23 protein-coding genes and 2 riboswitches are annotated in these 23,824 nt (G+C 68.6%); of the genes, 14 read left to right on the top strand and 9 right to left on the bottom strand.

Features of this window, described 5'->3' with window-relative positions; all coding sequences use genetic code 11:
- Positions 1 to 746 precede the first annotated feature (746 nt).
- Complete coding sequence (locus BLR21_RS32940) at positions 747 to 1,142, top strand: hypothetical protein (RefSeq protein ID WP_090012244.1); 396 nt, start codon at positions 747 to 749, stop codon at positions 1,140 to 1,142.
- Between the two features lie 122 nt (positions 1,143 to 1,264).
- On the opposite strand, the gene BLR21_RS32935 is transcribed toward BLR21_RS32940, so the two are convergent.
- On the bottom strand, positions 1,265 to 1,615 hold the full coding sequence (locus tag BLR21_RS32935; RefSeq protein WP_030476976.1) for a hypothetical protein: 351 nt from the start codon (positions 1,613 to 1,615) through the stop codon (positions 1,265 to 1,267).
- A gap of 62 nt (positions 1,616 to 1,677) precedes the next feature.
- Here BLR21_RS32935 and BLR21_RS32930 point away from each other — a divergent pair, with 62 nt between their 5' ends.
- Both BLR21_RS32930 and BLR21_RS32925 read left to right on the top strand, forming a co-directional pair.
- A complete protein-coding gene (locus BLR21_RS32930) occupies positions 1,678 to 2,214 on the top strand; it encodes a DM13 domain-containing protein (protein ID WP_090012242.1) in 537 nt (178 codons plus the stop codon).
- Positions 2,215 to 2,421: 207 nt separating this feature from the next.
- A complete protein-coding gene (locus tag BLR21_RS32925; RefSeq protein ID WP_090012240.1) occupies positions 2,422 to 3,372 on the top strand; it encodes an AraC family transcriptional regulator in 951 nt (316 codons plus the stop codon).
- A 16-nt stretch (positions 3,373 to 3,388) separates the two neighbouring features.
- On the opposite strand, the gene BLR21_RS32920 is transcribed toward BLR21_RS32925, so the two are convergent.
- The 3 genes from BLR21_RS32920 to BLR21_RS32910 are packed head-to-tail and all read right to left on the bottom strand — an operon-like array spanning position 3,389 to position 7,126.
- Positions 3,389 to 5,431: a 3-hydroxyacyl-CoA dehydrogenase NAD-binding domain-containing protein gene (locus BLR21_RS32920; RefSeq protein ID WP_256335093.1), complete on the bottom strand. Its 2,043-nt coding sequence runs from the start codon at positions 5,429 to 5,431 to the stop codon at positions 3,389 to 3,391.
- Positions 5,432 to 5,433: 2 nt separating this feature from the next.
- A complete protein-coding gene (locus BLR21_RS32915; RefSeq protein WP_030476972.1) occupies positions 5,434 to 6,636 on the bottom strand; it encodes an acetyl-CoA C-acetyltransferase in 1,203 nt (400 codons plus the stop codon).
- Positions 6,637 to 6,691: 55 nt separating this feature from the next.
- Complete coding sequence (locus BLR21_RS32910) at positions 6,692 to 7,126, bottom strand: GNAT family N-acetyltransferase (protein WP_090012235.1); 435 nt, start codon at positions 7,124 to 7,126, stop codon at positions 6,692 to 6,694.
- 106 nt (positions 7,127 to 7,232) lie between these two features.
- Here BLR21_RS32910 and BLR21_RS32905 point away from each other — a divergent pair, with 106 nt between their 5' ends.
- The 8 genes from BLR21_RS32905 (at position 7,233) to glyA (ending at position 14,204) form a co-directional block, all read left to right on the top strand.
- Entirely contained in the window at positions 7,233 to 8,369 is a 1,137-nt protein-coding gene (locus tag BLR21_RS32905) for an acyl-CoA dehydrogenase family protein (RefSeq protein ID WP_090012276.1), read from the top strand.
- Positions 8,366 to 9,490 (top strand): CaiB/BaiF CoA transferase family protein, encoded by a 1,125-nt coding sequence (locus BLR21_RS32900; RefSeq protein WP_090012232.1) that lies wholly within the window; start codon positions 8,366 to 8,368, stop codon positions 9,488 to 9,490. Before BLR21_RS32905 ends, BLR21_RS32900 begins: the two co-directional genes overlap by 4 nt.
- Positions 9,491 to 9,827: 337 nt before the next feature.
- Positions 9,828 to 10,007: a hypothetical protein gene (locus BLR21_RS32895; RefSeq protein ID WP_030476968.1), complete on the top strand. Its 180-nt coding sequence runs from the start codon at positions 9,828 to 9,830 to the stop codon at positions 10,005 to 10,007.
- Between the two features lie 164 nt (positions 10,008 to 10,171).
- Positions 10,172 to 10,663 (top strand): transcriptional regulator, encoded by a 492-nt coding sequence (locus BLR21_RS32890; RefSeq protein ID WP_090012227.1) that lies wholly within the window; start codon positions 10,172 to 10,174, stop codon positions 10,661 to 10,663.
- A 130-nt stretch (positions 10,664 to 10,793) separates the two neighbouring features.
- Positions 10,794 to 11,174: a hypothetical protein gene (locus BLR21_RS32885; RefSeq protein WP_090012224.1), complete on the top strand. Its 381-nt coding sequence runs from the start codon at positions 10,794 to 10,796 to the stop codon at positions 11,172 to 11,174.
- Positions 11,175 to 11,188: 14 nt separating this feature from the next.
- On the top strand, positions 11,189 to 11,491 hold the full coding sequence (locus BLR21_RS32880) for a DUF3817 domain-containing protein (RefSeq protein ID WP_090012222.1): 303 nt from the start codon (positions 11,189 to 11,191) through the stop codon (positions 11,489 to 11,491).
- Between the two features lie 45 nt (positions 11,492 to 11,536).
- Positions 11,537 to 11,642: riboswitch (glycine riboswitch) on the top strand.
- Between the two features lies 1 nt (position 11,643).
- Positions 11,644 to 11,731, top strand: a riboswitch (glycine riboswitch).
- Positions 11,732 to 11,830: 99 nt separating this feature from the next.
- Positions 11,831 to 12,925: a glycine cleavage system aminomethyltransferase GcvT gene (gcvT, locus tag BLR21_RS32875; protein ID WP_090012219.1), complete on the top strand. Its 1,095-nt coding sequence runs from the start codon at positions 11,831 to 11,833 to the stop codon at positions 12,923 to 12,925.
- A gap of 13 nt (positions 12,926 to 12,938) precedes the next feature.
- Positions 12,939 to 14,204 carry a serine hydroxymethyltransferase gene (glyA, locus tag BLR21_RS32870; RefSeq protein ID WP_030476963.1) on the top strand — a complete coding sequence of 422 codons (1,266 nt, stop codon included), beginning with the start codon at positions 12,939 to 12,941 and terminating at the stop codon, positions 14,202 to 14,204.
- Between the two features lie 164 nt (positions 14,205 to 14,368).
- Here the strand turns inward: glyA and BLR21_RS32865 are convergent, their stop codons facing one another.
- On the bottom strand, positions 14,369 to 15,046 hold the full coding sequence (locus BLR21_RS32865; protein WP_218131037.1) for a COG4315 family predicted lipoprotein: 678 nt from the start codon (positions 15,044 to 15,046) through the stop codon (positions 14,369 to 14,371).
- Positions 15,047 to 15,200: 154 nt separating this feature from the next.
- On the opposite strand from BLR21_RS32865, the gene BLR21_RS32860 reads away from it, so the two are divergent.
- The 3 genes from BLR21_RS32860 (at position 15,201) to BLR21_RS32850 (ending at position 19,961) form a co-directional block, all read left to right on the top strand.
- Positions 15,201 to 16,427 carry an SAM-dependent methyltransferase gene (locus tag BLR21_RS32860; RefSeq protein WP_090012217.1) on the top strand — a complete coding sequence of 409 codons (1,227 nt, stop codon included), beginning with the start codon at positions 15,201 to 15,203 and terminating at the stop codon, positions 16,425 to 16,427.
- A complete protein-coding gene (locus BLR21_RS32855; protein ID WP_090012214.1) occupies positions 16,424 to 17,194 on the top strand; it encodes a DUF1295 domain-containing protein in 771 nt (256 codons plus the stop codon). Before BLR21_RS32860 ends, BLR21_RS32855 begins: the two co-directional genes overlap by 4 nt.
- Positions 17,195 to 17,909: 715 nt before the next feature.
- Positions 17,910 to 19,961 carry a S9 family peptidase gene (locus BLR21_RS32850; RefSeq protein WP_090012212.1) on the top strand — a complete coding sequence of 684 codons (2,052 nt, stop codon included), beginning with the start codon at positions 17,910 to 17,912 and terminating at the stop codon, positions 19,959 to 19,961.
- A 56-nt stretch (positions 19,962 to 20,017) separates the two neighbouring features.
- Here BLR21_RS32850 and BLR21_RS32845 read toward each other — a convergent pair whose 3' ends face one another.
- From BLR21_RS32845 to BLR21_RS32830, 4 genes are all read right to left on the bottom strand, one after another.
- Positions 20,018 to 20,833: a spermidine synthase gene (locus BLR21_RS32845; RefSeq protein WP_051769855.1), complete on the bottom strand. Its 816-nt coding sequence runs from the start codon at positions 20,831 to 20,833 to the stop codon at positions 20,018 to 20,020.
- Positions 20,834 to 20,862: 29 nt separating this feature from the next.
- Complete coding sequence (gene speD, locus BLR21_RS32840) at positions 20,863 to 21,258, bottom strand: adenosylmethionine decarboxylase (RefSeq protein WP_030476957.1); 396 nt, start codon at positions 21,256 to 21,258, stop codon at positions 20,863 to 20,865.
- Positions 21,259 to 21,292: 34 nt separating this feature from the next.
- A complete protein-coding gene (locus BLR21_RS32835; RefSeq protein ID WP_090012208.1) occupies positions 21,293 to 22,459 on the bottom strand; it encodes a type III PLP-dependent enzyme in 1,167 nt (388 codons plus the stop codon).
- A 108-nt stretch (positions 22,460 to 22,567) separates the two neighbouring features.
- Entirely contained in the window at positions 22,568 to 23,752 is a 1,185-nt protein-coding gene (locus BLR21_RS32830) for a metallophosphoesterase (protein ID WP_338061080.1), read from the bottom strand.
- Between the last annotated feature and the right edge of the window lie 72 nt (positions 23,753 to 23,824).

Raw genomic sequence — 23,824 nt, 5'->3', positions numbered from 1 at the left:
CCTTGCTCGCTTCAGACCGTGTCAGGGGTGGCACGCACCGGGCCGGGCGGGGCGGACAGAACAGAGATGGGTCCTGGTGAGACAGGCTCCTATCAGGTCACTTCCGCCCGCCTGGTGACGTGCACGCGAGACCGCCAGGCCGGACGACAGATCCGGCGAAAGACACCCTGGTCAGTTGCTTTGAGGGTCAGACCAGCCCAGGCGATCCCGCCACAACATCCTCTCTGTTGCTTTGGGCGGCTGCCTGTTGCGTATCGGTGTGCGTTGGCGGTGGGGTCCCATCACGAGCCGAGCCAAGAGCGGGCCACATGCAGGTAGGGGTGTCAACTCGACGAAAAGCGTGTCGAGTTGACACCCCTACCTGCATGCAGCAGGAGCTATGGCGCGACTCGTGATGGGACCCCACCGCCTGGCCCGCGCGGTAAGGACGGCTCGCCTCCGGCGTCGCGTGGGGCGGACGGCTCGCCTACGGCATCGCGCGCGATCATGTGCCTGCGTCAGCCCTGGCGGTTCGCCAAGCTTTGCTCGGTCCTTGCGTGCGGGGCTCAGCCTTGGCGGTTCGCCAAGCATTGCTCGGCCCTTGCCTGCGGTCTCAGCCCTGGCGGTTCGCCAAGCTCTATCGCTGCCCGACCTGCTGTGTCAGCTCGTCTCGCGGGACTGTCAGACCTCGCCGCTACCTTGGGACGCGGGGGAGCCGAAACGCGAGGGGACCCTTGCGCGAGCCTGCGCTCGGCGGCTAGTTGCCCATGTTCTTGCAGGTGGGCGGCGGCAGTGGGTTCAGCGGGCTGCACGGCCAGCCGGACGAGGACGGCGCCGGAGTCGTCGTTTGTGCCGGTGGGGGTGGGGGCTCGGCCGGGTTCGTCGCCGCTGGGGGTGGCGTCGTCGTCTTTTGTGGTTGCTGCGTGCTCGGGGGCGAGCTGGTGGAGCTCGACGGTGCGCTGCTGTCCGCGGTCGAGCTCTCCGTCGAGCTCGATGGGGTGCTGGAGGTGGAGGTGATCCAGGTGGATGCCGGGGTTCTGCTCAGCGGGTCTTCGCCGGCCGCTCCGTGGATCGCCATGCCTACCAGCACGCCGAGCAACGCTGACCCGAGCACGGCGGAACCACCTGCGGCCCACAGTGCGCGCACGGCAGTCCTCCTCTGATGCTCACGGTGTGAAGTCGGACGATCACGCTCTTCGGCAGATTACCGGCTGGGCCGGTGGTAGGAGAACGCTCGCCTGGTTGCCTTATCGGCTCCTTGATGGCCCCGGTTGAGTGATCGCTGTCACTGAACTGTGATCCGGGCAAGTACCAAACTGGCCCCGGAAAGGCCTGCCACCAGCACGGTTCCGGTCAGATGCCACGTCGGAGCGTCACCCGAGCAGGTGAACACCTCGGTGAAGCGTTCCGTGGAGCAGGTGACGAACGGGACCGACGAGAGGGCGATCGAGGCTGCTGCCACGCCGCCCAGCAGTGCGGAGCCGAACGTGCGCATAAGGGGGAACGCGGCGTTGGCCGTGCCTACTGCTGCGATGGCGAAGAGGAGTGGCACGGGTCTGGGGAACAGGCCCGTCAGAGCGCAGCCGATCATCAGGACGCCGAGCACGGCCTGGCCGATCCTCGCCTGTGTCGCCACGGCTTGGCACCCTAACAACTCCGTAAGCTCTTTTCGGTCCGGTTTGGGCCAGTATTTTCGGTATGCGCCTTCGTCGATTCTTGATCCCCGTCTCAGTTTTCCTGGTCGTCGCGCTCGGGGTCGGGTTGTACCTGTTCCAGCCGTGGCGGGTGTTCACGGTTCGCGAAACGCGCGACGCGTTGCTTGTGCCGCCGGCGACTGTTCAGTCGACCGTTCAGCCGACTGCTTCGAGTGCTCCCGTGCCCGTTGTGGAAACGCCGAAGGAGGTCGCGGCCGGCGAGTGGCGCTCACTGGAGCACGCGACCACAGGTAAGGCGAGCCTCATCGAACTGCCTGGTGGCGGGCATTCGGTCCAGTTCGCCTCGTTGAACACCAGCGACGGGCCTGACCTGTACGTTTACCTCTCGCCGCACGTGTCGAGCTCGTCCGAGAAGACCTTTGGTCAGGGATTCACGAGTCTCGGGAAGTTGAAGGGAAATCGTGGCGATCAGGTGTACGCAATTCCGGCGGGCGTGGATGTGTCCACCATTCGGAGTGTCGTGATCTGGTGCCAGAGGTTCAGTGCGGGCTTCGCTGTCGCGCCGCTGGAACGAGCCTGAAACATCAGGACCGGACGACTCTTTCACTATTGACTTTCCTGGTCTAGACCACATAGCGTCAACGAACACCACATCGTCCCTTGCCGGCGGGCGTGCGGAAGCGCCGTTGGCGAGGAGTACGGCTCACTGGGTGGGCCCACTGCGGCGGTGACGCGACTCCCACTCTCCCCGGAGCCGCGTCACCGCCGGTGGCGTTTACTGTGGGTCGTGCACACCAGGACAGTGGCGATCCACTACGTGCGTGCGGCACTCCGCGCGTGCCCGGAGCCGTCCGTCGTCCTGCTCGGGGCCGGTATCCCGCAGAGCCTTCTCACGGACGACCGTGCGCGTGTCACGCCCGCGCAGTACACGAAGTTCATCCAGACGCTCTGGGAAGTCCTCGACGACGAGTTCATGGGCTTCGGGCCGCGGCCGTCGAAGCGCGGCACGTTCGCGATGATGTGCCTGCTCGCCGTGCACTGCCCGGACCTCGAATCGGCGCTCAAGCGCGGCCTGGCCTTCTACGCGCTCTTCGACGAGCCGCTGGAGCTCTCGCTCGACGGCGGCCGCTTCACGCTCCACGTCCCGGGCGACCCCGACCACTTCCTCACCGAGTCGCTTCTCGTGCTGTGGCACCGCTTCTCGTCGTGGCTCATCGGCCGCCGCATCCCGTTGCAGGGTGCCGAGTTCGGTTACCCGGAACCGGCGCACGCCGCCGAGTACCACCTGATCTTCGGATGCCCGCTGCGGTTCGACGCGCGCGTCACCACGATCGCGTTCGACCCGAAGTTCCTGCGCATGCCCGTCGTGCAGGACGAGGCGGCGCTGAAGCGGTTCCTGCGGCACTCGCCGGCGGACCTGTTGTCGCGGCGCGACCACGGCGCGGACACGTCGGGCCACGTGCGGCGGCTGCTCGGGCGCGGGGTGGCCGGGCTGGAGGCCGTGGCGGCCCAGCTCGGGGTGTCGGCGCCGACGTTGCGCCGGAGGCTGGCGGCCGAGGGGACGTCGTTCCGCGAGGTGCGCGAGCAGCTGCTGCGCGACCAGGCGGTGGCCTCGCTGGTGCGGGGCGGGGAGTCGGTCGAGGAACTGGCGCTGCGCCTCGGGTTCTCCGAGGCGAGCGCCTTCCATCGTGCCTTCAAGCGGTGGACCGGGTCCTCACCCGGCTCCTACCGCGCCTAGGAACTGCAGGACAGGCCTAGAACTTGTCGCGCTCCCGCAACGAAGCCGGCGGCCGGAACCGTTCCCCGTACGTGTCGGCGAGGTAGTCCGCGCGTTCCACGAACGCCTGCACGCCGTAGGAGTTGATGAACTGCAGCGTGCCACCGCTCCACGGCGCGAAACCGAACCCGAAGATCGAGCCGATGTTCGCGTCCGCCACCGACGTCAGCACGCCCTCGTCCAGGCACCGCACGGTTTCCAGCGACTGCACGAACAGCAGCCGGTCCCGTACGTCCTGTTCGGACACACCGGCGTCGGCCTTCGCGTACCGGGTGGTGAGCTCAGGCCACAGGAACTTCTTCCCGCCTTCGGGGTACTCGTAGAAACCCGCGCCGGTCGACTTCCCGCTGCGGCCCAGCGACACCAGCTCGCGGATCAGGTCGTACGCCGGGCTCTCCGACACCAGCGACGGGTCGTCGGCGAGCGTCTGGTCGTGGATCTTCAGCTGCAACGACAGCGTCACCTCGTCCGACACCGCCAGCGGGCCGACCGCCATGCCGGACTTCTTCGCCACGTTCTCGATCAACGCCGGCGCCACGCCCTCGGCCAGCATCGTGATCGCCTCGATCACGTACGTGCCGAACGTCCGCGAGGTGTAGAAGCCGCGCGAGTCGTTGACCACGATCGGCGTCTTCCCGATCTGCCGCACGTAGTCCAGCGCGCGCTGGAGCGTCTCGTCGGACGTCTTCTCGCCGCGGATGATCTCCACGAGCCGCATCTTCGGCACGGGCGAGAAGAAGTGCAGGCCGATGAACCGCTCCGGCGCCGTCACCGCCGACGCGAGGCCGGTGATCGGCAGCGTCGAGGTGTTGGACGCGATCACCGCGTCCGGCAACGCCTTCTCCTCGGCCGCGGGCAGCACCTTGTTCTTCAGTTCGCGGTTCTCGAAGACGGCCTCGATGATCAGGTCGCAGCCCGCGAGATCGTCGTCGGAGTCGGTCGGCGTGATGCCCGCCAGGCCCTGGGCGCCCTTCTGGGCACCTTCGAGGCTGACGTCCTTGAGGACGACCTCGATGCCCGCTTTCGCCGACACCTCGGCGATTCCGGCGCCCATCATGCCCGCGCCCAGCACGCCGAGCTTGGCCACCCGGCGTCCCGTGGCGGACGCGCGACCGTTGACCTCGTTGAGGTTGAACCAGAACGCCGTGATCATGTTCTTGGAGACCTGGCCGGAAGCCAGTTCCACGAAGTAGCGGCCCTCGATCTTCAGCGCCGTGTCGAAGTCGACGTAGGCACCCTCGACCGCCGTCGCCATGATCTTCTCCGGCGCCGGGTACCCGCCGTGCGACTTCTTGCTCAGCACGGCCGGAGCCGCCGCGAGCAGGCCGTAACTGTTGGGGTCGCCGAACTTCAGGTCCGGCACGCCCGCGCCCTGCACGTCCCAGGGCTGGGTCGGCGCCGGGTTCTCCTTGATCCACGCGCGGGCCTCGGAGATCAGCTCCTCGCGCGTGTCCACCACCTGGTGCACGATTCCGGCCTGCAGCGCGCGTTCCGGCCGCAGCTGCTTGCCCTCCATGAGCAACGGCAACGCTTTCTGCACGCCGAGCAGGCGCACCATGCGCGTGACGCCACCGCCGCCGGGCAGCAGGCCCAGCGTCGCCTCGGGCAGGCCAACACGGATGCTGTTGTCGTTCAACAGGATCCGGCGGTGCGCGGCCAGCGCGATCTCGAAACCGCCGCCGAGCGCGGTCCCGTTGATCGCCGCCACGACCGGCTTGCCGAGCTTCTCCAGCCGCCGCAGCTGCGACTTGAGCTCCTCGACGCCTTGCAGCGCCTGCGAGGCGTTCTCCGGCGTGATCGCGATCAGGACGTTCAGGTCGCCGCCGGCGAAGAACGTCTTCTTGGCGGACGTGATGATCACACCGGTGATCTCGTCGCCCTCGAGGCGGGAGACCGCGTCGCCCATCAGGCTCCGGTACTCGTCGTTCATCACGTTGGCGGAGCCGGACATGTCCATCGTCAGGGTGACGATGCCGTCCGCGTCCTTGTCGTAGTGGAACGTGCCCAAGGAATTAGACACAGTCAGACCCTCTCGATGATCGTCGCGATACCCATGCCGCCGCCCACGCACAGCGTGGCGAGCCCGCGGCGCAGGTCCCGGCGCTCCAGCTCGTCCAACAGCGTGCCCAGGATCATGCAGCCGGTGGCGCCGAGCGGGTGGCCCAGCGCGATCGCGCCGCCGTTGACGTTGACCTTGTCCTCGGGGATGTCCATGTCCCGCAGGAACTTCAGCACGACCGACGAGAACGCCTCGTTGACCTCGAACAGGTCGATGTCCTCGACCGAGAGCCCCGCCTTGTCCAGCGCCTTGCGCGCGGACGGCGCCGGTCCGGTGAGCATGATCGTCGGCTCGGTGCCCACGACGGCGACCGACACGATCCGGGCGCGGGGCGTCAGGCCGAGAGCCTTGCCCGTCGCCGCCGAACCGATCAGCATCGCCGCGGCGCCGTCGACGATCTGCGACGAGTTGCCGGGCGTGTGCACGTGGCTGATGCGCTCGACGGTGGGGTAGCGGTCGATCGCGACGGTGTCGTAGCCGAGGTCGCCGTGGAACTGGAAGCTCGGCTTCAACCGGCCGAGAGACTCCACAGTGGACTCGGGACGGATCGTCTCGTCCTCCTTGAGCACCACCGTGCCGTTCTGGTCGACGACCGGCACGACGGACCGCTCGAACCGGCCGTCCTTCTGCGCCTCGAACGCGCGGGCGTGCGACCGGGCGGCCCACGCGTCGACGTCCGTGCGGGAGAAGCCCTCCAGCGTCGCGATCAGGTCGGCGGACACGCCCTGCGGCACGAACGACAGGTCGAAGTTCGTCTGCGGGTCGATCGCCCACGCGCCACCGTCGGACCCCATCGGCACGCGCGACATCGACTCGACGCCACCCGCCACCACCAGGTCCTCGAAACCGGAGGCGACCTTGGCCGCGGCGAGGTTCACCGACTCGAGGCCCGACGCGCAGAAGCGGTTGAGCTGCACCCCGGCCGGGCGCTGGTCCCATCCGGCGGCCAGCACCGCGGTGCGGGCGATGTCGCCGCCCTGTTCGCCGAGCGGAGACACGACGCCGAACACGACGTCGTCCACCGCGGAGGTGTCGAGGGAGTTGCGTTCGGACAGCGCGCGCAGCACACCGGCGGCCAGTTCGACGGGCTTGACGCTGTGCAGCGACCCGCGCTTTCCCTTGCCGCGCGGCGTGCGCACCGCGTCGAAGATCAAGGCTTCGCTCATGGCACCACGCTAGGCCCGCGCGCAGGAGCTGGCCATGACCGTGCAGGGTGACCGATTAGCTCACCCGGAACTCCATGTGCTCGGGTTCCTCGGCGTCGACGAACCCGAGCCGCTTGTAGAGGCGTCTCGCCGGCAGGTTGTCGTCCCACACGCGGAGTCGCACGACCTTCCAGCCCTTCTCGGCAGCCCATGTCAGCACCGTCCTGACCAGGGCTTCCCCGACCCCCTGGCCGCGATGCGAGTCACGCACCCACATCGAGTACAGGTAGAGGCCCTCGGGTTTCGCGGTGGCGGCGACCAGGGCGACCGGGCGGGGACCGAGCGCGACGAGCTTCAGGCCCTCCGCCGCACGCGCACGCCAGTCGTCCTCGCTGTACGCCTGCTCGCGGGCCAGCGTGGAGCCGAACTCCCCAGGGTCGCTCGCCAGCGCGTCCAGTCGGATGTCGCGCCAGAGCTCCCACTCGTCCGGCATGACCTGGTGGATCTGCATACCCGTCAGTCTGGACGAACGGGGTGGGAATTTCGCTCAGTTTTTCCGGGCTGTGCAGGCGCGGCGGTCATGGCGTGGATCACCGGCCGGTGGTTTCGTGGACCGCATGGCAGAGCGTCGATCGCGGTGGATGGACAGTGACCTGGACCAGTTGCGCCAGCTCGCACGCACGTTCTTCGAAAAGGAGGTCACACCGCACGTCGAGCGCTTCGCCGAGCAGAAGCAGGTCGACCGCGAACTGTGGCGCAAGGCGGGTGAGCTCGGCCTGCTGTGCCTGAGCATCCCCGAGGAGTACGGCGGCGGTGGCGGCACGTTCGCGCATGAGGCCGTGTTGCTGGAGGAGCAGGCACGGGCCGGCGACAGCGCGTGGGGCAACAGCGTCCACAGCGGCATCGTGGCCCACTACCTCAACTCCTACGGCTCCGAGGAGCAGAAGCAGCGCTGGCTGCCCAAGCTCGCGTCCGGCGAGTACGTCGGCGCGATCGCGATGACCGAACCCGGCGCGGGCTCCGACCTGCAGGGCATCCGGACGAAGGCGATCAGGGACGGCGACGAGTACGTCATCAACGGCTCGAAGACGTTCATCACCAACGGCGTGCACGCCGACCTGGTGATCGTCGTGGCCAAGACCGACCCGGCGCAGGGCGCCCAGGGCATCTCGCTGCTCGTCGTCGAGAACGACATCCGGCGCGGCCGCGTGCTCGACAAGGTCGGCATGAAGGGCCAGGACACCGCCGAGCTGTTCTTCGACGACGTCCGCGTGCCCGCCACGAACCTCCTCGGCGACCAGGAGGGCCTCGGGTTCATCCAGCTCATGCAGCAGCTGCCGCAGGAACGCCTGATCATCGGCGTCTGCTGCATCGCGGGCATCGAGGCGGCCGTCGACGTGACGCTCAAGTACGTGAAGGAGCGCACGGCGTTCGGCAAGGAGCTGATGAAGTTCCAGAACACCCGGTTCAAGCTCGCCGAGTGCGCCACCGAGGCAGCGGTGACCAGGGCGTTCATCGACGAGTGCGTCGAGAAGCACCTGAAAGGTGAACTGGACATCCCGACCGCCGCGATGGCGAAGTGGTGGGCCAGCGACCGGTTGGGCAAGGTCGTCGACGAGTGCGTGCAGCTCTTCGGCGGCTACGGCTACATGAACGAGTACCCGATCGCGCGTGCCTGGTCCGACGCCCGCGTGCAGCGCATCTACGGCGGGACGAACGAGATCATGAAGGAAATCATCGCGAGGTCCTTGTGACCGGACCTCTGGCAGGCCTTCGCGTCGTCGAACTCGCGGGCCTCGCGCCCGCGCCGTTCGGTGCCATGGTGCTCGCCGACCTCGGCGCGGACGTGATCCAGGTGCACAAGCCGGGGAGCGTGCCGACGATCCCCGGCGACTTCCTCGGCCGCAACCGGCGCTCGATCGCGATCGACACCCGCAGGCCCGAAGGCGCCGAACTGGTGTTGCAGCTGGTCGAACGCTCCGACGTGCTGATCGAGGGCTTCCGGCCGGGCGTCACCGAACGGCTGGGCATCGGCCCGGCGCAGTGCCTCGCCCGCAACCCGCGCCTTGTATACGGACGCATGACCGGCTGGGGCCAGGACGGGCTCCTGGCCGACCGCGCCGGCCACGACATCAACTACATCGCCGTCGCGGGTGCCCTGGAGCCCCTCGGCCGGGCCGGCGGGCCGCCGTCGTTCCCGATCAACCTGCTCGGCGACTTCGGCGGGGGAGGGCTGCTGCTGGCCCTCGGCGTGCTCGCCGCGCTCTACGAACGGGAGCGCTCCGGACGTGGCCAGGTCGTGGACGCCGCCATGGTCGACGGGGCGGCGTTGCTGACGACGTTCCTGCACGGGATGCGGTCCGCGGGCATGTGGGCGGGCGGGCGCGGCGAGAACATGCTCGACGGTGGAGTGCCGTTCTACGACGTCTACGAGGCCGCGGACGGGAAGTACGTGGCGATCGGCGCGCTGGAGGAGAAGTTCTACGCGGACCTCGTGCGCGTGCTGGGCCTGGAGGACGCGCCCTCGCGCAACGATCCGGCGAACTGGCCTGAGCTGCGGGAACGCATCGCGGCGGCGGTGAAGACCCGGCCGCGGGACGAATGGGCCGACCTCGCGCGGGACACGGACGCGTGCCTGGCGCCGGTGCTGACCCCTGCCGAGGCGGCGCGGCATCCGTACAACGAGGCGCGCTCCACTTTCGTGGACGTCTCCGGTTCGCCGCATCCGGCGCCGGCGCCCCGCTTCGACCGCACTCCCACGGCCGTTCCCACGGCTCCGGTTTCGGCCGGGACGAACACCGGGGAAGTGCTTGCCGACATGGGTGTGGCGGACGCACGGATTATGGAACTGCGGCGGTCTGGAGTAATTGGATGAATGCTCGGGTGCGCATTAATAACGCCACGAGGGCGTGACGGTGCGTGATGGGGGACGAGCGGCATCCGGGTGAGGGCCGGTGCAACAGTCTCTCTTCCAAGCTGTGGGATGCGAGGGGTTCCGTGTTCACCTCGTGCCCAGGACATCGGCGCTGCTGACGCCCGTCTTTAGCCGCCATTCGGGTGACGTTGGTCGTCGTGCAGGCGTGCGCCGCTGGTGGATCCTGGGAGGAGTTTGGCGTGGTCGTTGTTCATCGCAAGGGTGAATGAGGGACCATGACGGGTGACACGGGCGGTCAGCCGCTCGACCGGTGAACCACACGGACGGAGAGGTACCTGTGAACCTCAAGAAGGTGCTAGTGCTGGCGGGCGTCGCGCTGGTGCTGTTCCTCCTGATCACCCAGCCCGAGCAGTCCGCCTCGGCGGTGCAGCAGGTGCTCGGCTGGCTGCGTCAGGGCGCGGAGTCGATCATCACCTTCATCAGGAGCCTCTTCGGTACGGCCACCCCGCTCAGCTAGTGACACTGTGTGATCCTCGGCCGTCTGCGTTGAGCCGGACGGGTGGAATGAGGCCAATCACGCACTGGTAACGGGTGTTCTCGGGATTCAGGGTCTGGCGATTGTCAGACCTACCGAATACCTTCCGCTGCAATGGCCGATCCCCGACCGACGAGGAGGCACATATGGTCGAGGACTCCGGGGTCCACGAGCTGTTGCAGCAGTGGGCGGCTGAACGGTCTGATGACGCAGAGATGCAGGAGGTGAACCGGATCAAGAACGCATGGCTCGCGGAGGCTCCCCCCTCGGCGCCAGGCATCCCCGTGCAGCGGGGAGGCAGGAGCGGGTCGCGTGGCTTGGTCAAGGTCGACTCGGCGGATCCGGCCTACGTGGCCGCGATGCGCAAGCGGGCGCCGGAGGCACCCGAGGCACTGCTCGCCGCCGCGGCGAGCTACTGGCAGCTGGTGGGCGACGTCGCCGAGGCCGAGCAGTGGTGGGACGCGGGCATCAGCCCGTTGGACCAGCGCGCGCTCGACTACCGCGCGGCCGGCCTGTCTCCTGCCGACCTCGGTCGGCGCCTGGGACCGATGACGGTTCTCCAGCACCTTCGCCGCGGTTCCGCCGCAGCCTGGTGCGTCGCACGTCTGCAGAGGCAGCGCCGGGACGGCGTCGCGTAAGAGCGTGGCGTAAGGGCATGGCGTAAGAGCATGGCGTAGGTCGTTGGACCGGGCTGTCGGAGGCGGCAGCCCTGCAATCCCTCACGGGTGGCCTCCTGCTGGGAGGCCTCACCCAAGTAGTCTGGGAGCCGTGCGCGGCCTCCTTACTCCCCAGCGTGTGCTGATCGCGTTCGCCTGTCTGGCGGCGCTGGTCGCCTGTTGCGGGCTCGCGTGGTGGCAGTGGCAGCGCTTCGAGTCCGCCAGCGGCACGTTCCAGAACCTCGGATACGTGCTCCAGTGGCCGCTGTTCGGCCTCTTCCCCCTCTTCATGGTGTGGCGGTTCCGGCGTTTGGCGCGCCAGAACCGTGACGCGGATCTCGTACCGGAGCCGGTTGCGCCCGCTCCCCGCCCGGTGGCTACCGTTGACGCCGTCAAACCCGCGCCTGTCGAGCACTTCGACGACGAAGAAGACGCGGAGCTCGCGGCCTACAACCGCATGCTCGCGGACCTCAACGCGCGGGACGGTCGTTGAGCGAAGGCGGGCAGATGAAGGGTGCGTTGACCCGGTTCAGGGTCATGGCTTACGTGGTCGGAGTCTTCCTGCTGCTCCTGGTCGTGGCCATGGTGCTCAAGTACGCCGCGGACATGGACGGCGCGATGAAGGTCGTCGGCCCGGTCCACGGCTTCCTCTACGCCATCTACCTGGTGATTTCCGTCGACCTGGCGCTGAAGCTGCGCTGGTCGATCAAGGGCACCGCGCTGGTGCTGCTCGCCGGCACGATCCCGTTCCTGTCCTTCTGGGCGGAGCGCAAGGTGGTCGAGAAGACCGCGCAGGGCGTGCCCCTGTGACGTTTGGCCTGCTAGCGTCTGGGGCTACCAACTGAACACGGCCGTCGATGTCGCGCGGGAGAGCTTCCCCCAGTGTTTGATCGCTGAGCGGGAGCGCCGAAGGAGCAACTCCTCCCCGGAATCTCTCAGGTACAAGTACCGCGCGACGAAGGCAACTCTGAAAAGCAGGCTCATCAGCAGCCTCGCCCACGGTGCAAGCCACTTCGGTGGTGAAGCTCTCAGGCTCATGACAGAGGGGGAGGCTCGCTCTAGTGAGGAGTCTCCGATGGACCGTGTCATTCTTCTGATGCCTCAGCCGGCCGCGTCCGGCTCTTCGGCGCACCCTGGAGGAGCGTTCTGATGTCCCGCCTTACGCCTCTGAACGCCGAGCACGAGCAGCTCGGCGCGATGTTCACCGACTTCGCGGGCTGGCGGATGCCGCTGCGCTACTCGTCCGAACTCGCGGAGCACCACGCGGTGCGCACGACCGCGGGCCTGTTCGACCTCACACACATGGGTGAGATCGTCCTGACCGGACCGCAGGCCGGTGAGGCCCTCGACTACGCGCTGGTCGGCCACATCTCGGCACTGGCCGTCGGCAAGGCCCGCTACACGATGATCACCCAGGCCGATGGCGGCGTGCTCGACGACCTGATCGTGTACCGCCTGGGCGACCAGGAGTTCATGGTCGTCGCGAACGCCTCGAACGCCCTAGTCGTCGCCGAAGCGCTGGTCGAGCGTGCCGCCGGGTTCGACACCGTCGTGACGGACAAGTCGACCGACTACGCGTTGATCGCGATCCAGGGCCCGAAGTCGGTCGAGATCCTCTCCGGCCTGACCGACACGGACCTGTCGACGGTCAAGTACTACGCGTCGTACCCGTCCACCGTGGCCGGTGTCGACGCGCTGCTGGCCCGCACCGGGTACACCGGCGAGGAGGGCTTCGAGCTCTTCGTCGCGCCCGCCGACGCGCCCGCGGTCTGGGCGGCGTTGCTGGGGGCCGGCGAGGCGCACGAGCTCAAGCCGTGCGGTCTCGGCTGCCGCGACACGTTGCGTCTCGAAGCCGGGATGCCCTTGTACGGCAACGAGCTCACGAGGTCGCTGACGCCCTACAACGCGAACCTGGGCCGCGTCGTGAAGCTCGACAAGCCCGGCGACTTCGTGGGCCGCGACGCGCTGACCAAGGTCGCCGAGTCCGGGGTGGACTCGGTCCTGGTCGGACTGAAGACGCCCGAGCGCCGCGCCCCGCGCCACGGTTACGCGGTGCTCGACGGCGACGAGGTCGTGGGCGAGGTGACGTCGGGCGCGCTGTCCCCGACCCTCGGCTACTCCATCGCCATGGCCTACGTGTCGAAGGCCAGTGCCGAGCCCGGCACCTCACTGCTGGTGGACGTCCGAGGCAAGAAGCAGCCGGTCGAGGTCGTCGCACTTCCGTTCTACAAGCGCGCCAAGTAGGGAGATCCTCCAGATGTCCGACCAGTTCAACGCCTCCCTCGCGGAGTACGACCCCGAGGTGGCCGAGGCCGTCGCGGCCGAGCTGGCACGCCAGCAGGGCACGCTCGAGATGATCGCCTCGGAGAACTTCACGCCCGTCTCGGTGCTGCAGGCCCAGGGCTCCGTGCTCACCAACAAGTACGCGGAGGGCTACCCCGGCCGCCGCTACTACGGCGGCTGCGAGCACGTGGACGTCGTCGAGCGCCTCGCCATCGAGCGCATCAAGTCGCTCTTCGGCGCGGGCTTCGCGAACGTCCAGCCGCACTCGGGCGCGCAGGCCAACGCGGCCGCGATGTTCGCGCTGCTCCAGCCCGGCGACACGATCCTGGGCCTGGACCTCGCGCACGGCGGCCACCTGACGCACGGCATGCGCATCAACTTCTCCGGCAAGCTCTACAACGTCGTGCCGTACCACGTCGCGGACTCCGACGGCCGCGTCGACATGGCCGAGGTCGAGCGCTTGGCGCAGGAGCACCGGCCGAAGCTGATCGTCGCCGGCTGGTCCGCCTACCCGCGCCAGCTGGACTTCGCCGAGTTCCGCCGCATCGCGGACTCGGTCGAGGCCTACCTGATGGTCGACATGGCGCACTTCGCCGGCCTCGTCGCCGCCGACCTGCACCCGTCGCCCGTGCCGCACGCGCACGTCACGACGACCACGACGCACAAGACCCTCGGCGGTCCCCGTGGCGGCGTGATCCTGTCGAACGAGGCCGACATCGCCAAGAAGATCAACTCGGCGGTGTTCCCCGGTCAGCAGGGCGGACCGCTGGAGCACGTGATCGCGGCCAAGGCGGTGGCGTTCAAGCACGCCGCCTCGCCTGAGTTCGCGGACCGTCAGCGCCGCACGCTCGAGGGCGCGCGGATCCTGGCCGAGCGCCTGTCGCAGGCGGACGTCGCCGCGGCCGGCGTGAAGGTGCTGACCGGTGGCACGGACGTGCACCTCGTCCTCGTCGACCTGGTCAACTCCGAACTGGACGGCAAGCAGGCCGAGGACGTGCTGCACCGGATCGGCATCACGGTCAACCGCAACGCCGTTCCGAACGACCCGCGTCCGCCGATGGTCACGTCCGGTCTGCGGATCGGCACGCCGGCGCTCGCGACCCGCGGGTTCGGCGAGGTGGACTTCACCGAGGTCGCCGACGTCATCGCGGAGGCCCTGAAGCCGGGTGCGGCGATCGACGAGCTGCGTGCGCGCGTCGAGGTGCTGGCGGCGAAGCACCCGCTGTACTCGACGCTCTGACGCCGAACGACAAGGGGCGCCACCGGATTTCCGGTGGCGCCCCTTGCGTTGGTGACCCGAGAGCGGAACGACGGGAACCCCGGCCCCTTCCCCAGGGCCGGGGTTTTCACCGTGTCAGGGTGTTGTGTGTCTCAGATGGACCGTCCTAAAGGGATGCTGTGGGGTTAGGCAGCGGGGGCCGTGACACCAGGGGGCAGGCACTCCACGTTGCGCTTGCCGTCGGGCTGGATGACGAACCAGGTGCCACCAACGCCCTGGCCCTTCCAGGCGCCCGGCTTCGGGTCCTGCGAGTAGGTGTAGAGAGCCCAGCCGTCGATGGCGACCTGCTTCTTGCCGTCAGCGCGGGTGATCAGCGAGACGAGCTTCGCGTCGACGCCCTCGACCTGCGGGATCGTGTCCGCGATCAGCGGCGGCCAGGTGACGGCGCACTGGTTGTTGCAGTTCGACTTGCCTTCGGGCTTCGGGGTGTCCTTGTCGAAGCGGTAAAGGGTGCGGCCGTCGCCGTCCTGGACCACGAGGCCCATCTTGTCGACGGGCTTGCCGACCAGCTTCAACGTGCTGACCGGGGCTGCTGCCGGGGGCTGCACCGCCGGGGGCTGCGCGGCCGGAACTTCCGGGGCCTGCTGCTGGACAGGGGTTTCGGGGGCCTGCGCGGGCTCCTGGAGTACCGGGGGCTGACCCACGTCGCCGTAGTCGCCGAGGACGCCCAGGTCGGTTTGGGTTTGTGCCACCGGCTTGGAGTTCGTGCCACTGCCAGTGGCGCTCCAGACACCCAGACCCAGCACAACTGCCAGTCCCGCGGCGAGCCCGATGGCAATGCGGTTACGTCGGATCACACTCATGTCCTCCTCGTCCATCCGTTCGCTCTATCCAGGCCATACGGCCCGGGTTGCGTCTCGGTTCAGAAACGAACCGAACCTCGTCCCGTCTCGAACGTCTGGCGGAGCCGGGTAACGCAGGAGGTGCAAGGTGGTCGTCGCTGGTCAGCTGGCGGGAATGGCCGAACGGGTGCTGGGTGCAGCGTTGCCGATCGGATTTCGGGCCTGGGACGGAAGTGTGGCCGGGCCGCAGGACGGCACGGTGGTCGTGATCCGCTCGCGCGACGCGTTGCGTCGGCTCGTCTGGAGCCCGAACGAACTGGGCCTCGCGCGCGCGTACGTGAGCGGGGAGCTCGACGTCGAAGGTGATCTCGCGACCGGTCTCTCGCAGATCTGGGGGCTCGTGCGGCGGGGCGTCACCCGGCGGCCGCGGCTCTCGGAGGTCGCGAAGCTCGCGTTGCGGCTGAAGGTGCTGGGGCCCAACCCGGACGCGCCGAAGGAGGAAGCCCGGTTGCGGGGCGCGCTGCACACCAAGAGCAGGGACCGTGATGCCATTTCGCACCACTACGATCTGAGCAACGACTTCTACCGGCTCGTGCTCGACCCGAGCATGGCCTACTCGTGCGCGTACTTCACGTCCGAGGACGAGCCGCTCGCGCAGGCACAGCACAACAAGCTGGACCTCGTGTGCCGCAAGCTCGGCCTGGAGCCGGGCATGCGCCTGCTCGACGTCGGCTGCGGGTGGGGTTCGATGATCATCCACGCCGCGAAGCACTACGGCGTGCACGCGACCGGGGTGACGATCTCCGCCCAGCAGCGCGCGCACATCCTCGGGCGGATCGAGGCCGAAGGACTGACCGGCCGGGTCGAGGTGCGGTTGCAGGACTACCGCGAGGTGCGTGACGAACCGTTCGACGCGATCTCCACGATCGAGATGGGCGAGCACGTCGGCGAGAGCAACTACCCCGAGTACGCCTCGACGCTGCACCGGCTGCTCAAGCCCGAGGGCCGCCTGCTGCTGCAGCAGATGTCGCGCGGACACAACGCACCCGGCGGCGGCGCGTTCATCGAATCGTACGTCGCGCCGGACATGCACATGCGGCCGGTCAGTGCCACCACCGGCTTTCTCGAAGGCGCCGGCCTGGAGATCCGCGACGTGCACGCGTTGCGCGAGCACTACGTGTGGACCGTGCGAGCGTGGGCGCAGACCCTGGAAGAGCGCTGGGACGAGGTCGTCGCCCTGGTCGGCGAGGGCCAGGCGCGCGTCTGGCGGCTGTACCTGGCGGGCGGCGCGCTGACGTTCGAGGAGGGCCGGATGGGCGTCGACCAGATCCTCGCGGTGCGCAGGAGCGAGAACGGCCGCAGCGGCATGCCGCGCGTGCGCCGTGAGCTGGCCGCCCGATGAGCTTCCTGATCAGCCTGGTCGTGGTGCTGGTGCTGCTCAGCGGACTCTTCCTGTACGCGGACTCCCGCAAGCGCTACGACCTGATCGACTCCGTGTGGGGTCCCGGCTTCGCCGTGATCGCGGTGCTCACGTTGCTGTTCGCGGAGGGCGAACCAACTCGGCAGTGGGTCGTCACCGCCCTGACCGTGGTGTGGGGCCTACGCCTGGGCGTGCACCTCCACTCGCGCAACAGGGGCAAGGACGAAGACCCGCGCTACCAGGACATGTTGAGGCGTGCCAAGGGAAATCCGCGCCTGCGGATGTACCGCGTCTACCTGCTCCAGGCCGTGATGATGTGGATCGTGTCGCTGCCGGTCCAGGCCGCGCAGCATCTTTCGGCCCCGTTCGGAGTGCTAGATTGGGTGGGCACTGGCGTGTGGATGGTCGGCTTCGTCTTCGAGGCCGTAGGTGACTGGCAGCTCTCCCGGTTCCGTGCGGACCCGGCGAACAAGGGCGCCGTGATGGACCGCGGTTTGTGGCGCTACACAAGGCATCCGAACTACTTCGGCGACTCCGTCGTGTGGTGGGGCCTCTACCTGTTCGCGTTGCACTCGTGGCTCGCCGCGCTCACGATCATCGGTCCGGTGATCATGACGTGGCTGCTTCTGAAGGGCACTGGCAAGCCGTTGCTGGAGAAGGACATCGTGTCGCGCCGTCCTGGGTACGCCGAGTACGTGCGGCGCACCAGTGGCTTCTTCCCGCTGCCTCCGAAGAGTCGCGTGGGGTAGGGCTGGGCTAGGGCTGGCAGGGCTCGGGCTGGCTGGCCGAGGGCTGGCTGGCCGAGGGCTGGCAGGGCGCGCGGCTTTGCCTCGGGTGCTGGCAGGCCGAGTGTTGGCAGGCGCGCGGCGACGTGGCGTGGCTCGCCTCGGGATGGCCGGGCCGGCGGCTTCTGCGGTCGGCAGGTTCGCATGGGCGGTGTTCGGCGGCAGGTGCGTGCGGCGGCGCTCGCAGTTTCGGCGTCGGCCGCTTGCCCCGCGTCTCTCCGGGGACGTGCCTTGGGTCCGGCCGTGCCTTCGACAAGGCTCGCCCCGGTGTTTCTGCGGTGGCGTGCCGGGCGTTGTGGTGCTTCGGCAGGTGGCGTGCCGAGCGTCTCTCCGGGCACGTGCCGGCGGCCTCTCCGTGCCTCCCACGGGCGTTTGCCGCGGTGTCTCTTCGGCGGCGGGCCGGGTCTTGCGGTGCCCCTAACAGGCAGCCAGACTCGCGTCCGCCCGGCACCGCGCTGGGCGTCTACCCGGCACCGCGCTGGACGTCCGCCCGGCACCGCGCCGGGCGTCCTGCCGGCACTGCGCTGGGCGTCCTGCCGGCACTGCGCCGGGCGTCCTGCCGTGCCTGCCACGAGCAGCTTGCCCAGCGCCTTGCCCGGCGGCTCGGCGGCGCCTGTCGTGCGAAGCAGTGCACGTCACAGCGCCCGTACGGCACGCGTGCGCGGGTTAATGTTGGAGCGTGGGCAACGACATCTCCTTCCCGCGCCAACAGGCGCGCACCCAGCGGTTCACCGTCGGCGCACCGAGGACCTTCGCGGTGTCGGCGGACGGCGCACGTGTCTTCTTCCTGCGCCCGGCCACGGCCACAAGCCGTGCGAACGGGCTCTGGGAGCTGAACACGACCACCGGCGTCGAACGGCTGCTCGCCGACCCGGCGACGCTGCTGTCCGATCCGGAGGATCTGCCCGCGGAGGAGAAGGCACGCCGCGAGCGCACGCGTGAGTCCGGTGCGGGCATCGTCGGTTACGCGCTCTCCCGGGACGCCTCGGTGGCCTCGTTCGCGTTGTCGGGCCGCCTGTTCGTGGCCGACCTGGTGGGCGGTACCGCCCGTGAGCTGCCGACCCGGGGTGGCGTCGTCGACCCGCGCGTCGACCCGACGGGGCGGCGTGTGGCGTACGTCACGAACGGCACGCTGCGCGTGGTCGAGCTGAGTTCTGGTGAGGACTACGCGGTCGCCGAGCCGGATGGCGAGGACGTGACGTTCGGGCTCGCCGAGTTCATCGCGGCCGAGGAGATGTCGCGCTACCGCGGCTACTGGTGGGAGCCGAACGGCGACCGCCTCATCGCCGCGCGCGTGAACAACGCACCGGTGCAGCGCTGGTACATCGCCGACCCAGCGAACCCCGGCACCGCCGCCACCGAGATCGCCTACCCGGCGGCGGGTACGGCCAACGCCACGGTGTCGCTGCACGTGGTGTCGCTCGACACGACGTTCGTCCCGGTGCTGCTGGAGTTCGACTACCTCAACGACGTGCACTGGTCGTCCGGTGGCGCCCCGCTGATCACGACGCAGACCCGCGACCAGCGCACCCGCCGGATCTACACGCTGTCCCCGGAGACCGGCGCTGTCACGGAGCTCGCGGTCGAGACCGATCCGACGTGGCTCGAGGTCAGCGAAGGCGCTCCGGCGTGGACTCCGGACGGCCGTCTCGTGCGGATCGTGGGGGAGGGCGACGAGTACGCGCTCCGCGTGGGCGACGAGGTCCTGACCTCGGGCCTCCAGGTGCGCCGGGTGCTCGACATCGCCGACGCCTCGATCCTCGTGGCCGCCTCCGAAGCCGACGACCCGACGCAGGTGCACGTCTACTCGGTCGGTGGCAGCGTCGAGAAGTTGTCCTCTGAGGATGGTGTGCACTCCGCGGTTCGGGGCGGTGACACGGTTGTCCTCGTATCGGCCACTTTGGACTGGTTCGGCGCACGGGCACGCGTCGGTGACCATCTCATCGAGTCGTGGGCGGACACGCCGGTTCTCCAGGCGTCCCCGCGCATGCTGACCCTCGGCGAACGTTCCATCCGCGCCGCGCTCCTGCTGCCCACCGGCCACGTCCCGGGCACCAGGCTCCCGGTGCTGATGGACCCGTACGGCGGTCCGCACGCCCAGCGCGTCGTGTCGGCCCAGAACGCCTTCCTGGCCTCACAGTGGCTGGCGGACCAGGGTTTCGCGGTCCTCGTCGCCGACGGCCGCGGGACGCCGGGCCGGGGCCTCGCCTGGGAACGCGCGATCGCGTTCGACTTCGCCGGCGCCACCCTGGAGGACCAGGTGGACGCCCTGCACGCGGCCGCCGCGCTCGAACCGGACCTCGACCTCACCCGAGTGGCGATCCGGGGCTGGTCCTACGGCGGCTACCTGAGCGCCCTGGCCGTCCTGCGCCGCCCGGACGTCTTCCACGCGGGCATCGCCGGCGCCCCGGTGACCGACTGGCGCCTCTACGACACCCACTACACCGAGCGCTACCTGGGCCACCCGGACGACAAGCCCGAGGTCTACGACTCGAACTCGCTCATCGCCGACGCGGACAAGCTCTCCCGCCCGCTGATGATCATCCACGGTCTGGCCGACGACAACGTGGTGGCCGCGCACACGCTGCGCCTGTCCAGCGCCCTGCTCGCCGCCGGCCGCCCGCACACCGTGCTGCCGCTCTCGGGCGTCACGCACATGACCCCGCAGGAACAGGTCGCGGAGAACCTCCTGTTGCTGCAGGTCGAGTTCCTCAAGCAGTCGCTCGCCTGACAGCAAGAAAGGGGCGCTTCCCGCAACGGGAAGCGCCCCTCTCGAAAAGCCTGCGATCAGGCCAGCGACTGCCGCACCCGGTAGGGCGGGATGCTGTTGCCGAGCAGCGCCAGGTCGTCGATCGACTCCGGCTGGTACCCGGCCGTCTTCAGCCGCTCGACCATCAGCGCGGTCGGGTCCTCGACGACGTCCGCGCGGCCGAACAGGTACGCCCACTCGTGCTCGTCCGAGCCGTAGTAGGCGACGGTGTCGAACACCTCGTTGAACCGCTGCCAGGAGCGGATCAGCGTGGTGTTGCGCCACATCGTCTGGCAACCGGACTGGTTGACGACGACGCCGCCGGGACGCAGCAGGGCCTTGCACATGCGCAGGAAGTCCGCGCCGTACAGGCGGTTGTGCTGCGCCTCCTCCTCGCGCTCGTCGGGCAGGTCCACCAGCACGATGTCGTACTTCTCCGACGTCGTGCGGATGTACTCGAACCCGTCGATGTACTGCACGCGGATGGGGCCGGAACCCTTCTCCGCCTCGGCCAGCTCCTCGGACGTGTAGCCGTACGGCAGGTGCTCCGCGCACAGCTTGACGGCCTGCTCGTCGATGTCGATGTGGTCGACGACCGTCGCACCGTGCTGGACGGCCATCTGGCACACGACGCCCTCGGAGGAGCCGATGACCAGCACGCGCTCGACGGTGTCGGCCAGCAGCAGCGCCGGCACCATCAGGGCCTCGTGGTAGGTCAGCTGGCTGAACTCCGTCGACTGGCGGTCGTCGTCGCAGAAGAGCGACAACCCCTGTGCCGTACGGGCGATCACCAGGTGCTGGAAGTCGGTCTTGGTGTCGACCAGCACCTCGTCCACCTGCCAGTGGCGGGTCATGCCATCGGCGAGCGGCTCGTTGATCGTGTTCACGCGACATGCTCCTTGACGCCACGAGTGACGAGGTCCGTGCTCACGTGAGCAGCGCCCAGAGCGTCAGCGAGTAGCTGGACGGCCAGTGCGGGTTTCGCACGCGTACCGCAGGTGAACACGTCGACGAACACCGAACCCACTTCGGGATAGGTATGGATCGACGCATGGGATTCCGACAGCAGGGCCAGCACGGTGACTCCTTGGGGATCGAACTTCTTGGAGATCACCTCCAGCACGGTTGCGTCGGCCTGCGTGAGAACCTCACCAAGGGCGTGCTTCAGGAACTGCTCGTCGTCGAGCAGATCGGCACTCACACCCGAGAGCTCTGCAAGTACGTGCTGTCCCGCGAACAAACCGACGGTCTCCTCGGTCTGACAGGGCGCTTCGGACATCAATCACTCCAAACTATGTGAATTGCAGAAGGACTTAGATGCAGTACGTGGCCAACGGCGGGAAGCCGTTGAAGCACACGGACGAATAGGAGGAGGTGTAGGCACCCGCGTGGAGGATGTCCACGTGGTCGCCCGCCTGCAGGTCGAGCGGCAGGTCGTAGCGGGTGTGCTGGTAGATCACGTCGTCCGCGTCGCACGTCGGGCCCGCCAGCACGATCGGGCCTGTCGGCCCACCGTCGCGCGAGGTCCGCAGCCGGTACGCGATCGCCTCGCCCTCGGTCTCGGCGAGGCCCTGGTAGCGGCCGATGTCGACGTACACCCAGCGGCGTTCGTCCGAATAGGACTTCCGCGACACCAGCACGACGGAGGAACGGATCAGGCCCGCCTCGGCGGAGATCGCGCGGCCGGGCTCGATCATCACCCTGGGACGAGCGGCGCCGAAGTGCCGGGCGACCGATGCCTCGATGGCGGCGGCGAAGGCCTCCAGGGACGGCGTGGCCTCCTGGTAGACGGCCGGAAGCCCGCCGCCGAGGTTCACCGTCGACGTCTCGATGCCCTCCGCGCGCAGCTTCGCGGCGATCAGCGCCGCGTCGGCGATGCCGGAGTCCCAGCCCTCGACGGAGAGCTGCTGCGAGCCCGCGTGGAACGCGACACCGAGAGGAACGAGGCCAAGTTCGTGCGCCAGCCGCAAGAGATCCGTCGCCATCTCCGGATCGCAACCGAACTTGTTGCCGAACGGGTACGTGGAACCCTTGCTGTGGACAAGAATCCGCACCAGCACGGACGAACCGGGCGCGTGGGAAGCGACGAAACGGACGTCCTGCTCGCTGTCCGACACGAACATCCGCACGCCACGCGAGTACGCGTACGCGATGTCCGCGGCCTTCTTGATGGGGTTGCTGTAGGAGATCGACGACGGCTCGGCGCCGCGCGCCAGGCACAGGTCGATCTCCGCGGGCGACGCCACGTCGAAGTGCGAACCCTCCGCGACCAGCGTGCCGACCACGTCGGACTCCGGGTTCGACTTCACCGCGTAGAAGATGTCGATGGACGGCAGTGCCGCGCGAATCGCCTGGTAGCGCGCGCGAATCGTCTCGAGGTCGATCACCAGACATGGTGTCGACGGGTTCTCCTGGTCCAGGAAACGCCGAATACGAGCCTCTGCCTCGGTGCGCCGATCAACGGCGAAGCTCTCGGTCATTTCCCCAGGAGTCCCCCTTCATCCGCCTCGCGTTCCGTACGCGGGCACGGCCGTGCACTCTACGGCCTGGACACCCGGAATGCGCAAGCCAGTCCAGGCGAGTGTGATTTACCCAGCAGAACGCAGCTCGATCATCGTGATGTCCGGAGGCGCGCCCACGCGCACCGGCGGACCCCAGAAACCCGCGCCACGACTGGTGTAGAGCCAGGTGCCGTCCACCTTCGACAGCCCGGCCGTGCTGGGTTGCTGCAGCGGCACAACGAAGTTGAACGGGACCATCTGTCCGCCGTGTGTATGACCGGACAACTGGAGGTCGACGCCGCGTGAAGAGGCGTCACTCACCTGCACGGGCTGGTGTGACAACAGGACTACGGGGTTGTTCCGATCACGTCCCGACAGGGCGCGGTCGAAGTCCGGCCCGTCGTTGTAGGACTTGCCGGTCACGTCGTTCACACCTACGACCTCGATGCCGCCGGCGACCGTCAAACCCTCGTTGCGCAACGGGTTCACGCCGAGCCTGTCGAGCTCCGCGATCCACTGTTCGTGTCCGGAGAAGTACTCGTGGTTGCCCGTCACGAAGAAGCTGCCGTGCTTGGACACCAGGTCCCGCAACGGTGCCGCGGCCTCACCCAGTTCGGCGACGGTGCCGTCCACCAGGTCGCCGACGATCGCGACGACGTCCGCTTCCTGCTCGTTGATCATCCGTACGATCCGCTCCGTGTGCGAACGCCCGAGCAGCGGCCCGAGGTGGATGTCGCTCACGACCGCGATCCGGAAGCCCGACAGCGACGGCCGCAGCTTGTCCAGCGTCACCGGCACGTTCAGCAACTGCGGGTCGCCCAGCGCCTGCGTCATGCCGTAGCCGACGACTCCGCCCGCCGCGATGCCGGATCCGATCGCCACGGAGCGCGAGATGAACAGCCGCCGCGACGGGTCCGGCACGATCTCGACCGGCTCGGCGGGCGCGGGACCGGCGGCGACGGGCACCGGCGCGAGCGTGGCACGCCTGAGCAGGATCCGGCGCGGCACCTCCGCGATGCCGAGCGCGATCGCCAGGTAGAACAGCACCGCGAGCCAGATGAACCCGGGCCACGCGAAGAACTTCCCGTACTCCGGCGGCACCCTGCGCGTCACGACCAGCGCGCTCATCAGCATCAGGAACGCGCCGACGACCGCCACCGCGCCGATGCGGCGCCCGAGCGTGTGGGGCCGCGTCGTGTCCACGACCAGCCGCCGCCACAGGTACAAATGGCCCAAGGCGACGGGGACGCCGAGGAGCAAAAGGAAAATCACGACATCAGTATGCGTTTCGAGATCTCCATGCAACCCGCCAGGCCCCAGGTGGCGTGACTAACCCGGCACCGC

Source organism: Lentzea albidocapillata subsp. violacea (genome assembly GCF_900100275.1).
GTDB classification, from domain to species: domain Bacteria; phylum Actinomycetota; class Actinomycetes; order Mycobacteriales; family Pseudonocardiaceae; genus Lentzea; species Lentzea violacea.
Note: the sequence above shows the minus strand (reverse complement) of the source record. Positions and strands in the feature narration are given on the sequence as shown.